This window comes from uncultured Oscillibacter sp., assembly GCF_910584465.1.
In the GTDB taxonomy this organism is placed as follows: Bacteria; Bacillota; Clostridia; order Oscillospirales; family Oscillospiraceae; genus Oscillibacter.
The window spans coordinates 1-13,290 of record NZ_CAJUBK010000003.1; the positions used below are offsets into that span (position 1 = coordinate 1).

The window sequence follows — 13,290 nt, forward strand, 5'->3', positions numbered from 1 at the left end:
CGCGATATCCAAAAGACGCTTGATATGTCGCCGATACATCGTCTCCTCCTATCCTTTCGCCCTGCTCCCGGCGGTCCGCTTTTTCGACAGGAATGATGCGGACATCTCCACCAAAACATGATTTCCTGGTATATCGAACATCTAACTCAACTAGAAGAAGCAGGGGCCTACGATAAACATATCCCCTTTTAAGATGTTCCACAACTCTAGAATCTCATCTAAGCTTGTAGACTGCAGGGCCCGTTCAAACTTCGTTGGGCGCATCGTGTTTAGACGTAACTCGCAATTTTTGCCCCGTGTTTCTTTTACTAAAAGGAATTTATAAAGCTTGAAAATCCTCCGATTCCCTTTAAATCGCTACTGGCAGGATATATAGGGTCCACAGTTTCACTCGGACCAACACCACGACAATCAGCAGAATTAGGACAACACTATCAATACATAGGCGGACAAAACAATATCAAAAAGCCCTTGTAAAAATTTCTAGTGCATTTTGACATACGTAAACTAGTACCAAGCTTTTTTAATCGCCTCCCCGTCGTCGCTGAGGAGCATCCCTCCGCCGGAAGAGGTGATGATCTTGTTCCCATTGAAGGAGACCGCGTTATAGGCCCCAAAGGTCCCCGTCATGCGGCCTCGATACGACGCGCCCAAGCTCTCGGCGGCGTCTTCGATCAGCACCGCGCCGTGTGCATCGCAGATCTCTCGGATCTCATCCAGCTTCGCCGGCGTGCCGTACAGGTTCGCGGCTATGACGCACCTGCAGTCCGGATATTTCCCGAAGGCCCGCTCCAGGGCCCGGGGGTCCATGTTCCAGGTCTCCCGCTCGCTCTCGATGAAGACCTGTTCCCCGCCCTCGTAGCTCACCGGGTTCACCGTCGCCGAGAAGGTCAGGTCCGAGCAGAACACCCGGTCCCCCCGGCCTACGCCCGCCAGCTTCACCGCCAGGTGCAATGCCGCCGTCCCTGCCGTCAGCGCCGCCGCGTGGCCTACGCCGATATACGCCGCCATCTCCTTTTCGAACTCATTGACGTTCTTCCCCAGGGGCGCTACCCAGTTGGTGTCGAACGCCTCCTTCACATACATCTGCTCCTCGCCGTGGATCGTCGGCGAGGACAAAAAGATCCTCCCGCTCATCAGAACGGCCTCCCTCCTCGATCAAGGTCTCTTCCGTGTCCTCATGCTCCCTCCAGGTCCTTCACCACGGCTTGTCCACAGGACAGATGGGTCCCCGCCGGGAGGACGACCCCCCGGTCGATGGTACAGCCGCTGCTGATGATGCTGCCGCAGCCCACGCTCACCCCGCTGCCCACGGTGGCCCGGGCACAGATCACGGTGCCATAGCCCAGCTTGGCACTGGGCGAGACCACGGCCGTGGGATGGACCAGCACCGGGAGCACGAACCCCGCCTGGGCCAGCTCCTCCAGCCAGCGCATACGCAGGGCCCGATCCCCGACGGCGGGGATGGCGGCCGGGTAAGTCTCCCTGTATTGGGCATACCCTTCACAGGGGCCGATCGCCAAGGGGTTCGACGGGTCGTCATCCAAGAACGCGACCTCCTGGAAGATCCGGAGGCACTCGGCCAGCTCCCGGACCTCTCGTCCGTGGCTCCCCGCACCCAGGATCAAGAGCCGCATCTCCCGGACCACGACGGAACGGCGGCGGGCTTCCTGCCTCTTCGCCGCGGCTTCCTCATAGGTCTTGCCGTAGCAATAGCCATAGACGATCCGCCCCCGGCTGTCCCGGCTCTTGGCATAACGCGCTTCGTAACGCCCGTCCGCCCGCAGCCGCACATTGTCCCCGGTCCGCATACCTGCCGCTCCTTCCTTTCGTGGTCAGTCGTGGTCGATTTGACTTGGTACTTGCCTGAAACTTTTGTTATATTAGCACGATCCCTATGCCGCCGCAAGAGTTTTTGCGAAATTCCAGAAACTTTTTTGCCGATCCTCCGGCATCCTACCACGATCGTCGTGGTCAAACTGGCAAAAAGAGGACGGAGGGGGGAGCCCCTTCCGTCCTCTCCTTGTTTATCCTGCTATCTGCGCGCTCCCGAAGACCGTGATGAAAAGCAGCGCCGCCGCACCCGTCAGGCCCTGCTCCCGGGCCGAGGCCACCTGATCTACGAACGCCTGGTTCGCTTCCGTCAGCCGGATCTCCTCATAACGGCCCTCGCTGAAGGACTCCAGGTCCGCCCGGAGGGCCAGGACGCCGTCCATGAAGACCTCCATGTCGTCCGCGGTCATCTTCGCCAGCACTTCCATCCGGTAGAAGTCGAACTGCTGGTTCCACGCGTCGGCGACGGACGCCTCCTGGAACACGCCCTCCCGGGAACAGGCGAACATCTCTTCATACTCGCCCTGGGGCAGGTAGTAATACTCCGCGAGGCCCGAGCAGGCGGTATAGGTGCCGGAGGCCCGCAGCTGCCCGGCGTAGAGCTCCATGTCCTGCGTATAGCGGCCATCATCCAGCAGCACCGCGTTGCCGACGAAATTCAGCTGCTCCTGCTCGTGGTCGAAGACGTCCATCTTCACCCATTTCCGGGTCTGCTCCATGAAGGTCGCCACGCTGTCCGTGGAAAAGCCCTCCATCTCCCGGGCGGCCATCCGGCGGCACTCCAGCAGCCCGCCGAAGACCAGCAGGTACATCCACATGAACAGCGCCGCGAAGAAGCCGCCCATCTGCACCAGCCGCTCCGAGGAGAGCGGCTTCGTATACAGCACCACCGGCAGCAGCAGCAGCAGCCACGCCATGCACTGGAAGGCCCGGATCGAGAAGTTGATCTCCATCAGGCCGTGGATCACCATCAGCGACCAGCAGCCCAGCAGCACCGACGCCAGGGGGTCCTTCGCCCGCAAGATCTGCCGGATCAGCAGCCACAACGATCCGCCCAGGAACGCCAGCCAAAACACCAGCCCGATCACGCCCATGTCGCACAGGACCTGGAGGATGTGGTTATGGAGGTAGAGGGACTCGTAGAAACAGGGCTGGAGCGAGGTCAGCCACGTCTCCGAGCTGCCCAGGCCGAAGCCGATCAAGGGACTGCGCTGGAAGAGCTTCCAACCGTCGATGTCATACTGCGCACGGAGGAGATAGCTGCTCCCGTAGAACAGGCCGTCCTGAAGACGGGAGGAGATCATCCCGGGGAGCAGCCGGTATTTCAGCGGGATCTTCGTCCCGTCCGAGAAGGACGCGGAACGGATCTCCTTGCCGGCCTCGCCGGAGAAGGAGACGTACAGCCGGAACGCATCCTCAGGGACCACGAAGGACGCCCCGTCCACCGGGCCGTTATACAGGCCGATGTTCGCGTCCGCGCGGATGGCCTGGACCCACGTGCGGTAATAGACGTCGACCTTGACGCCCTCGTCCCAATCCCCCTCGATCGTATGCTCCCCAGGGACCGGGGCCATGCCCCGGGTGATGCCGCCCTCCGAAAACGGATGGGGCACCGTCCAGGTCAGCGCCAGGACCACCACGCCGCACAACACCAGCACCAGCACCCCGCAGCCCGCCACGACCGCTTTCCCGTGGCCCCGCAGGACGCCGACCAGGCGCGTGTTCACCCCCTGCTCCAGCAGGAAGATCGCCGCGCCGCAGAGCACGCACATCACGTCCGGCAGGAAGGAGCCTTCCTCCATGTGGAGCAGGGCCACCGCACTGCACAGGACCATCCCTACCGCCGTGGCGCACAGCGTGAAGAACAGGCCCAGCCGGTCCTCCCGCTCCGCCGCCAGGTAGATCAGCGCCGCCAGGGCGAAGCACAAGATCGCGCCCCGGCTCACCGCCGTCAGGAACGCCACCGAGCAGATCCCCAGCAGGACACTCCCCAGCGCCTTCTCCCACAGCTTCTTCGACGTGCGCAGGAGATAGACGCAGACGAAGACCGCCACACCCATCATCACACCGGTGATGTTCGCGTCGTTATAGATGCCGTTGAGCCGCGCGCCCTGGCTGGCCTCCAGCGTTTCGGTGAAGTCCATCCCAAGGAGCTGCATCCCGCCGTTGAACGCCCCGAAGAGCTTCGCCGAACAGCCCATGTCCACGCAGATCAGGCCGATCAGCGCCAGCACCGCCGCAAGCCCCCAGAGCAGGCCCCGGACGTGCTTACGGTCGAAGCGGGCCAGGAAGATCACGGCCAGGGAAAAGGACGCGATGAACTTATTGAACTCCGCCACCGCGTACGCCCCCTGGGACGCGTAGACCGCCGCGAAGCCGTACATCAAGGCGAAGAGCAAAAAGCCCAGCAGAGGCACGCTCAGCCGCTCCCGGATCCGCCGGAGGGGCTCCCGCCCGATGGTCAAAACCACCGCCAGGAAGGGCAGGAGCACCGACATCCGCCCCGTCTGCACGGTCATGGCCAGAAAGAGCAGGACCGAATATAAGCACACCGCCGCGATGTCCCGGGGCCCCAGAGCGGGGGCCAGGGAGGCGGTCTCGATCTTTTCTTCACTCACGCTGTGTTCCTCCTGAAAATGTGACCCGAAAGGGCCGGATATGACCGATATTATACATCATATCCCCCGGGAAGGCAAGGCTTATCCTATGAATTTTCTGAGACGGACGAAGAAAGGAGGGCGCTTTCGCGCCCCCCTTTCAGGAGTCTTCGCTTAGGTCTTTGCCGCTGTCAGACTGATAAATCAGTCGTCGCGCTCGTTGACCTCGATCACGAACAGGTTGGTCACCAGGCCGTCGTCCAGGGTGTAGTAGACCTTGTTGACCTTGCTGGTCTTGATGTCGCTCAGCTCGACCGCCTCGATGCTGCCGCCGTCATCAGCCAGGAAGATGTTGACGTTGGAAGCAAGGGTCAGAGTCCGGCCATAGGTGTCGCCATTGGCGCCGACCTTGATCTCATCGGTAGAACCGGAGATCTTCTTGATGCCGGTCACAGGACCATAAGCGTGGACAGAGCTGTCAGCATACTCGAGCTTGGTGATGACATCATCGGTGTCGCTGATGTAGTTGTTGATGATCATCACGGCGCCCTGCTTACCCTTGGTCTTCTCACCAATGGTGAAGTTGAAGCCCTCGACAGAGGCGTGCATCGGGTTGCCGTCCTTGTCCGTCTTCTCCTCAATCTCAGCGTCGATCATGATGCTGGTGATCTCGCCGCGGACAACAGCGTCGTAAGTGTAATACTTGCGGCCGTCGGTCTCGAGGACAGTCTTGCTCACGGAAGCGCCGGTGATGAAGGTCACGTCACGGCTGACGTTCTTCACAACGCCGTCGGTGATGAAGACGATCTTGGCCACACCGCCGCGGATGTAAGCGAAGCCAACACCCTTTTCAACGGTGGGAGCGTTCTTGATGCCGGTGTAGACCTTCCAGTCGTAGGAGCTGCGGCCGTTGTCGACCTTCACGACGAAGATGGTGTTGCTGTCGGTGTAGACATCCGCGTCGTTGAACTCCAGAGAACGGCTGGTGATGGTAGCAAAGCCCTTCTTGGCATCATCAGCCTTATTAGACTTATCGCCGATCATGGAGATGAAGGTGTTGCGGACATCGCGATCAGCCACATACTCCGCCCACTCGGTCTGGCCGATACGGTTCAGGCGGACACTGCCGCTGTTGAGCTCAGAGACACGGACAACATCGCCGGCCCAGAACTCGAGGTTCATGACGTCACCATTGGCATCGGTCACGCTATTCAGCGTAGCCAGATTACCGGTAGACTTCTTGAACATCTCGCGAGAGGACGCAACGTTGGTGTAGTAGCTGCGGTCGAGGCTGACGGTGCGCTCAGAGCCGTCGGCGAACAGCAGCTGGACACGGTTGGTGGTCCAATCGAGCTGGTTAGAAGTAGAGTCATACTTCTGAGGAGCACGGGCATCCTGGTCATCCTGGCCGTCGTAGCTGCCGGTCAGGTCATCGAGGGTATGAGACACGATGGCGTTACGAGAGCCCTTGACCTCGCTGGTGATACGCTCGATCAGAGCATACTCCTTGGCGTTGAACTCGGCCTCTTCGATCCACAGAGCGTAGCCGAACTCGTCGAGGAACACGCGGTAGTTGGACTTGTTGGTCAGGCCAGTCTCGTCCAGGCCGTACTCGAAGTTGTACTCCTCGGCATACTTGTAGGTGGTGTCGCCCAGGGTCAGGTTCTTGCCAGCGGTGCGCTTGGACAGGCTGCCATCCACGGACTCGATCTTCTCCATGGTCTGGATGCTGTTGGCGCTGTTGGAGTAAGTATAGGCGACAACGTCGTCTTCCTTCAGGCCGGTGGTCTCGAACCAGTTGTTGTCGTCGTCCATGCCGACGGGGATGTGGTTATCCAGCGCGCCGTACTCGATCTCCACGAAATCGTCACGCTTAGAGGTGCCCTCGTTCACAGAGGTGACCTTGCCGCCGTAGACGGAGATGATGGCGATGATGACGTCGTTGGTCTTGTCGTTGCGATAGACCTCGGTGATGGTGCCGTTGCCGACCTTGCCCTCATCGGGCTCAGGCAGATCGCCGTCCTTGATCTTCTGCAGGGTCGCAGCAGACAGAGTGGTGGTGCCCTTCTCCAGATCCAGGTCATAAGCCATGGCGAAGTCGAAGCCCTCAGCCAGGTCGCCGGTCTCGACCTTGGTGTTGCGCTTGATGTCAACACGGCCGAAGTTGTCGCCGATCTCGATCTTGCCGGTATCCTCGTCATAGGAAATGCCGCTGTAGTTCACGCCGTTGACGAAGACGACGCCGTTGCCGTTGAAGGCCTGGTTGGTGGCAGTGTTCATCTCGAGGTCGTTGTAGATCTCGGTGATGGCGACGCCGCCCTCATAGGTCTTGATGGGATCCTCGGTGTAGGTGCCGATCTTCTCGCCGCGATAGGTCCAGGTGCTGGAGGGGCGGCCCAGATCGTCGACGCAGTACTGGCCATTCCAGCGGTCGTTCCACTTGAACTGGCCGTTGTTGCGGACCAGACGGGGGAAGTAACGCTCGCCGAACTGGATGATGGCGTAGTTGTCGTGAGAGGTAGCGCCCTGGCTGGTGGGCCGGGACTCGTTGATGATGTTCCAGTTGTTGGTGTTGGAAGCCTGGGTCTCAGACTGCACGCTCTTCGCGCCGTTGCTGCCGCCGATGGTGACCTCGACGCCGGCGACGGAAGCGGTGATCTTGCTGTCATACTCGACCAGGTCGGCCTTCAGGGTGTTGAAGGCGAACAGGCAGGCGGTCTGACGATCGACGCTGTTGGAGCCGGCAAAGCCCTCAGCGACGTCTTCCAGCAGGCCGATGCCGGTGGCGATCTTCAGGACGTTGATGGTCCAGTTCGCGCCGGTGAAGCCCTCGATCTTGCCGTCATAACCCAGGGCGCCCTCGAGCATCTTCAGGAAGGCATAGCCGGTCAGGGTGTTGCCGGGCTTGAAGGTGCCGTCGGGATAGCCGTTGATGATGCCCTGCTGCGCGCAGTAGGCGATCTGAGCGGCAAAGGTGTGGTTCGCCGGGACGTCCTTGAAGGGCGCGGCGGACGCGGTCATGTTGCTGGCAGCAGCGGGGCCGAGGATCATGTTGCAGATGATCTTGGCGGCCGCGCCGCGGGTCAGGACCGCAGTGGGCTTGAAGCTGCCGTCGGAATAACCGTCGACAACCCCGATCGCGGAGATCACGTCGATAGCTTCATTATAAGAAATGTCGCTGTCATCAGTGAAGTCCGTCGCTCCAGCGCTGAGCGTGACCAGAGACATGGTCATGATCAGAGCCAGGAGCAGAGAAAGGAACTTTCTCATGATGTGGTTTCCTCCTTTTGGATTTACCGTTCGCGAAGCCGCGGACGGCATTTTAGATTTGGAGCAGCTCCATCTTTCAGTTCGCCCGGTGCACATACCGTGGCTAGCCAATACCGTATCTGTACCGGCATCCCCTTCCGGCGGCGCTGTCCATGGATGCATCATAGCAAAGGCTCCGGCAAATTGCAAGCGTTTTTCGCGCTTGTAACAGGACTGTAACATTGCGGGAAAGACCTGGCGGGGGCCCCATCCCCTGGTATCGGGGCCTTCCCGGTGCCGATCCGGGCCCTATCCCTCCTCGAAGCAGGAGAAGGCCGGGTAGTACCGCAGGGGCACCGGCTCCCCCAGGGAGGCGGTGCGGTTCTTCAGGATCTTCAGCTCCAGCTCCCGGGGGTCCTTGCGCTTCTCCTCGTCGATGTTGAAGCTCCGGCCCCCCGCCCCCCGGGCCTGGAGGCCCAGCAGCACGTCCGCGCTGTAGTCGATGCCGCCGGACTCCTTGAACGCGGCCATGGTGGCTTCGGCGTTGTAATTCTCGCGGTTGAACGACGACACCGCCAGGATCGTCAGCTCCTCCTGGCGGCTGAGCTTCTTCAACGCGCAGACGGTCCGGTCCAGGTTCTGCTTGTCGGTGAAGTGCACGTCCGCCGGGGCCACGATCTGGAGGTAGTCCAGCAGCACCACGGGGCGGGCCCCGGTCTCGGTGATGTGCCGCCGGACCTCCCGGCGGATCTCGTCCATCCCGGTCTCGTGGTCCCCCTCCCGGAACCAGATGTGTCCGGCGTAGGCGGCGTAACGCCGCCGGGCGGCGTCCAGGTGGGCGCGCTCGTCCGGACTGTAGCGGGGATAGCGCCGCCCGTCCAGCACGCCCCGGACGGTCTTGGCCAGCCGCTTCCCCCGGCTCCGGTCCGCCAGGAAGGTCTCCCGGGAGATGGAGCGGGCCATCAGCTCGAAGGCGGACATCTCCAGGGTGAACACCAGCACGTCCCGCCCCTGCTCCGCCAGCTGGTCGGCGATCTGCATACAGAAGGCGGTCTTGCCCAGGGAGCTGATCGCCCCGATGACGTACAGCCCGTCGTACAGCCCGCCGTCCAGCGCCGCGTCCAGGCCGGGGAAGCCCGTCAGCAGGGCGGGCCGGGCCGCCCGCTCCTCGATATAGCGCCCCAGGGCCTCCAGCCGTCCGGCGGCGGACAGCTCCTCATACGGCGGGGGGCGCAGGGCCTCCCACTGGGCCAGGCAATCGTCCAGATAGCGGGCCGTCCCCTCCCGGTCCGCCAGGAGGGACTCGTTCAGGTCCTTCCCCGCCGGCACCGGCGGGCAGCGGTACAGCCAGGGGAACTCCTCCGTCAGGGCGGAGGCCCAGGCGTCCCCGGCGGCGTCCGCGTCCGTCAGGACCAGCACCGCCCCGGGCCGCTCCCGCCCGCGCAGGAGCTCCGCCGCCTTCTCCCGGTTCCCCGCGCCGTTCAGCGCGGCGGCGGGGTGGCCCAGCTCCTCGGCGCTGAGGGCGTCGAAGGTCCCCTCCGTCAGGAAGACGGGGCCCTCCCCCTCCAGCAGCTCCGGCTGGAACAGGGGCGAGGGGCGGCCCTTCTCGTTGAGGTAGCGCTTGCCCTCCACGGACCGCCGGACCACCCGCCCCCCGGCGCAGGGCAGGACCACGCAGCCCGCCTCCGGGTCGTAGCCCAGGGAGAAGCGGTCCACGGTCTGCGCCGACAGGCCCCGGCGGGCGAAGTAGTCCGTCTCCCCCCGGCGGGCGAAGCAGCGGGCGGCGTAGGACGGCGCGGACTGCTCCGAACGGAGCGGGAGGGCGGCGGGAGGCCCGCCCCGTCCGTAGAGCTGGGAGGCCCGGTCCAGCGCCTCCTTGGGCGAGGACAGCCCCTCGTCGATCGCCAGCAGGTCGAACAGGTCGTAGTCCGCCCCGCAGGCGAAGCAGTGGACTTTCTGCCGTTTGGCGTCGTATCCCATGGAGGGGTCCCGGTCCAGGTGCCGGGGGTCCAGGCAGCGGAAGCGCCGGGCGGGGTCGATGCCCTTGGCGCGGAGGTAGTCCACGATATGGGGCCGGAGGGAATCGAAGGTGTCGGACATGGCGTCACGCACTCAGGTCCATCTTCGGGACGATGGGGCGCAGGTGCTCGTCCAGGAGGAACACGCGGGAGTCCCCGTCCAGATCCGCCTGGAAGGAGGCGCCCCATTCGAGGGGGTAGACCTCCTCGATCTCACCCTCCGTGATCTGCTCCGCCGCCGCGCCGGGACCGTAGGAGACGGCGAAGACCGCCTTCGCCCTGGCCACGACCTCCCCGGGGAGGCGGACGAACCTGAGGACCGTCTTCCCGTCCGACATATCTATGATCTCTGTGCTGGGCACCAGGAGCTCGGAGGCGGGGACATAGAGCGTCAGGTACATCCCCTCGGTGCCGGGGACGTCCGTCCCTACGCCATGCGAGATCCGCTCCGGGTGCTCGATATAGTCCGGGTTCTCGGCGGGATCGTGGTAGAGGTAGACCCGGTAATCCCCGGCGGACAGGGGGTAGAGCCGGACGCTCCCGTCCTCGCCCGCGTCGCAGGGGACGAGGGCCTGGGTGGCCTTGCCGTCGGCGTCCGTGGCCAGCAGGGTCTCCGCCGCCTCCGGGTCGCAGCGCCAGCCGGCGGTGCCGGTGCTCCGGTCCACATCGAAACCGATGTTGTAGAACCAGCCGGTCGGGACGCCTCCCGGGAGGCCGTCCAGCTGGATGATCCAGTCGCCGGGACGGCCCCGCAGTTCCCCCTCCTGCGACTCGATGGGAGTGGGGGAGTACGCCAGGGGATGGTGCTCGCAGAAGATCTCCGCATCTTTGTCGAAGGTCAGGCAGTCCTTGAGGTCGTCCCCCACCAGGTAGATGGCGCCCTCCGCGGCCAGCTGGACGTCGCCTTCCGGGATGTATGCGCCGTCCTCACGGCTGTCTTCGCCCTCCCAGCGGTGGAGGACCACTTTGCCGCCGCCGTTGACGAGGAGATTGGAGGACCCCGCGTCCTTGTAGCCCCAGTCTCCGCCCGCGGTCTCCAGCCCCAGTACGGCGGTGGTCAGGGTGGCGTTGTTGGTCACGGTCAGGGACTGCCCGCCGAAGCACTGCGTGCGGCCCGTGACGAGGATGTCCCGCTGGATTTTGATCTCCTTGTTATCCGTACGGGGGGTGCCGAATTGCAGGAAGAGGATCTGGTTCTCGTCATCGGCCCCCGCGGTGGGGGTGTGCTTCCATCCTTCGGCGGTCAGGTCCGCCGCGGTCTCGATCGTGTCCTCCCAGCTGCCGCTGTATTCGATGTAGCATACGCGCTTGCCCGCGTACTCGTCCGGGGAGCCGTTGCTGTCCTTACTGTCGGCGGCGTGGTACTCGTACCAGCCCACGTAGCCCTCGGCGGCCTCCATCAGCAGGCCCATGTCGATCTCCATGCCGCTGCCGTCATAGTCCCGGCCGTAGATGTTGCGGACGCTCTGGGTGTCCGGGTTTTGGCGGTTCCCCTCGTGGACGGAGATGTGGAGCATGGTGACGCCCTGGCCGAAGATGAGCTGGTCCTCATCGGTGGTAGGGTCCGCGGGGAGGATGGTCTTCGTCCCCGCGTCCAGGGCGTCCTTCCCGCTCCCGAGGGCTTCGATGACGATCCTCCTCGAGAAGCGGATGGTCCGGACGTCTTCGTTTTCCAGTGCGGCCCGGAAGCCGGCGGCGTCCGTGACCGTCACCTCGGTCTCCGCCGCCAGGGCGGGGACGCTCAGCAGCAGGACCGCCAGCAGGGTCAGTGCGGCTTTTCGAAACAGTTTCATGCAGTTCTCCTTTTCCGTCGTCGTGTTGGAGCTTTATCTAAGGTGCCGGAGGGGGGTCGTACCCTCCGGCGCTAAGATATCTTAAGATATCATAAGGGGGGAGCGGGGCCCGGGAGCCCTAGAGAGGAGCGGCGGAGCGGCGGGGGGCTGCACGAAGCCAGGCCGCTGCCGCACGTGCTCGGGTCGGAAGGGCACGAGATGAGGTCGGACACGGCCGGGCCCTCCGGGGGATATCGCCCGTTTCGTGGAGGAGTTTTCCACGATCCCGGGGGTTTTCCGCCGGGGAGGCCCTCCGGAGGCGCGTTCCGGGGGGATCTGTGGATATTTTGCCGTCCCGCCTTCCACATCCTCCTCAAGGTTCCGATGTGTCCTCGTGCACCGCTTCCGGGAGTTCCGACTTCTTTTCGTGCTTTTTCTTCTTGGGATCCAGCTGCCGGGCGGACTTGGCCTTGTCCAGCTTCTGGACGTAATCGTGCACGGCGTCATCGATGCTGACGTTCAGCTGTCCCGCCAGGAAGGTGTTGATGTTGTTATAGTCCATGTCCACCTCCAGCGACCCGCCGGAGATGCGGTGGATCTCCTCCACGGCCTTGCGGAAGGGGCGGAGGATGGCCTCGTCGTAGTTGCGGTTCTTGACCTCCTCCTTGGTGGGCAGGCCGATGTACTGGATGACGTCCTCCACCCGCACGCGGAAGCTGCCGTCCTGGTCCATGGGGGCCTTCCGGGCCCGGTAGTAGAGGTAGAAGGCCATGCGGTAGGCGTTCTCGCCCAGCTGGCCCATCCAGTCGGGGATGAGCTGGTAATACTGGGTGAGGAAGTGGCGCACGTTCTCGGCGAAGGCGATGCGGACCTCGCCGGTGTATTTCTTGATCGCGGCCTCCGTGGCCAGGTGGGTGGTGTAGAAGGATTCGAAGTATTTCTTGAAGGACTCCGCCGTCAGCTTCATCCCGGTGATGGACTGCACGTCCTTCTTCAGCTGCCGGTAGGCGGCGTCCCGGCTCTTGAGCCCGGCCCATTCCATGTATTCGGTGATGTTGAACACGGCGGCGTTGTTCCGCCAGTTCTGGGCGTTGCCCCGCATGAGGGTGTAGATCAGCAGGCGGTGGGCGGTCCAGCTGAGGTTGCGGGTGTATTCCTGCACCGCCTCGAAGATCAGCGTCATCTCGTAATCCTTGTTGCGGTAGCGGATGTTCTGGTTGCCGTAGGCGTCGGGCTGGTCGTAGGTGACGGTGATGCCGTTGGAGGCGGGGTGGAACTCCCGGCCCCGCTTCATGTTGGCCCACACGCCGCAGATGAAGTACGTGGCGGGGCTGTTGCCCAGGATGTCGTACTCCGTGGCGTGGGCGGCGAGGGTGGTCTCGAAGATGTCCAGCAGAGCGGCGGCGAAGGCGGCGGTCTCCTCGTCGGGGTCCGCCGCGGCCTTCGCCAGGTCGGCGGGGCCGTCCAGGGGATGGCCGGCGAGGAACTCGTCCATCAGGGGATAGATCGCCTGGAAATCGAACTCCGCCAGCCGGCGCTTGAAGGTCCGGGGCTTCGTCTCCGCCAGGGGCTTGAGGCGGCGGTAGGTCTGGAGCATCTCCTGGAACTGGTCGCTCTCGAGGAAGCGGGCGGCCTCCGGGGCGGGCCGGGGCTCGAGGGCGGGCAGGTCTTGGGTCATAGCGGAGCCTCCTTATCGTGGAAGTATGATGATCCATGTTGAAGTATAGCACAAAGGGCCTGGAAAAGGAAGGGGTTTTTTCGGCGGCCTTGTGACGGCCCGGGAGATGTGATAAGATGAGGGGACTTCATTAGGAGGAGGCC

At 63.3% G+C, this 13,290-nt stretch carries 9 protein-coding genes; all 9 read right to left on the bottom strand.

The window, feature by feature from the left end; all coding sequences use genetic code 11:
* Window positions 1–202: hypothetical protein (locus tag QZ332_RS01965; RefSeq protein WP_295761679.1), on the bottom strand; the 202-nt coding region annotated here is incomplete at its 3' end.
* Window positions 151–336 (bottom strand): sugar transferase, encoded by a 186-nt coding sequence (locus tag QZ332_RS13785; RefSeq protein ID WP_363323980.1) that lies wholly within the window; start codon window positions 334–336, stop codon window positions 151–153. The genes QZ332_RS13785 and QZ332_RS01965, both read right to left, overlap by 52 nt.
* Before the next feature lie 171 nt (window positions 337–507).
* Window positions 508–1,137 carry an aminotransferase class I/II-fold pyridoxal phosphate-dependent enzyme gene (locus QZ332_RS01970; protein WP_363323977.1) on the bottom strand — a complete coding sequence of 210 codons (630 nt, stop codon included), beginning with the start codon at window positions 1,135–1,137 and terminating at the stop codon, window positions 508–510.
* A 41-nt stretch (window positions 1,138–1,178) separates the two neighbouring features.
* Window positions 1,179–1,811: a hypothetical protein gene (locus QZ332_RS01975; RefSeq protein ID WP_295761680.1), complete on the bottom strand. Its 633-nt coding sequence runs from the start codon at window positions 1,809–1,811 to the stop codon at window positions 1,179–1,181.
* Window positions 1,812–2,027: 216 nt separating this feature from the next.
* Complete coding sequence (locus tag QZ332_RS01980; RefSeq protein WP_295761682.1) at window positions 2,028–4,451, bottom strand: O-antigen ligase; 2,424 nt, start codon at window positions 4,449–4,451, stop codon at window positions 2,028–2,030.
* Between the two features lie 183 nt (window positions 4,452–4,634).
* Window positions 4,635–7,700 (bottom strand): S-layer homology domain-containing protein, encoded by a 3,066-nt coding sequence (locus QZ332_RS01985; protein WP_295761684.1) that lies wholly within the window; start codon window positions 7,698–7,700, stop codon window positions 4,635–4,637.
* Between the two features lie 288 nt (window positions 7,701–7,988).
* Window positions 7,989–9,791 carry a DnaB-like helicase C-terminal domain-containing protein gene (locus tag QZ332_RS01990; protein WP_295761685.1) on the bottom strand — a complete coding sequence of 601 codons (1,803 nt, stop codon included), beginning with the start codon at window positions 9,789–9,791 and terminating at the stop codon, window positions 7,989–7,991.
* Window positions 9,784–11,490 carry a hypothetical protein gene (locus tag QZ332_RS01995; protein ID WP_295761687.1) on the bottom strand — a complete coding sequence of 569 codons (1,707 nt, stop codon included), beginning with the start codon at window positions 11,488–11,490 and terminating at the stop codon, window positions 9,784–9,786. Before QZ332_RS01995 ends, QZ332_RS01990 begins: the two co-directional genes overlap by 8 nt.
* Before the next feature lie 352 nt (window positions 11,491–11,842).
* The gene (locus tag QZ332_RS02000) at window positions 11,843–13,147 is read right to left on the bottom strand and encodes a RepB family plasmid replication initiator protein (RefSeq protein WP_295761689.1); all 1,305 of its coding nucleotides are present in this window, start codon (window positions 13,145–13,147) and stop codon (window positions 11,843–11,845) included.
* Window positions 13,148–13,290: the final 143 nt, after the last annotated feature.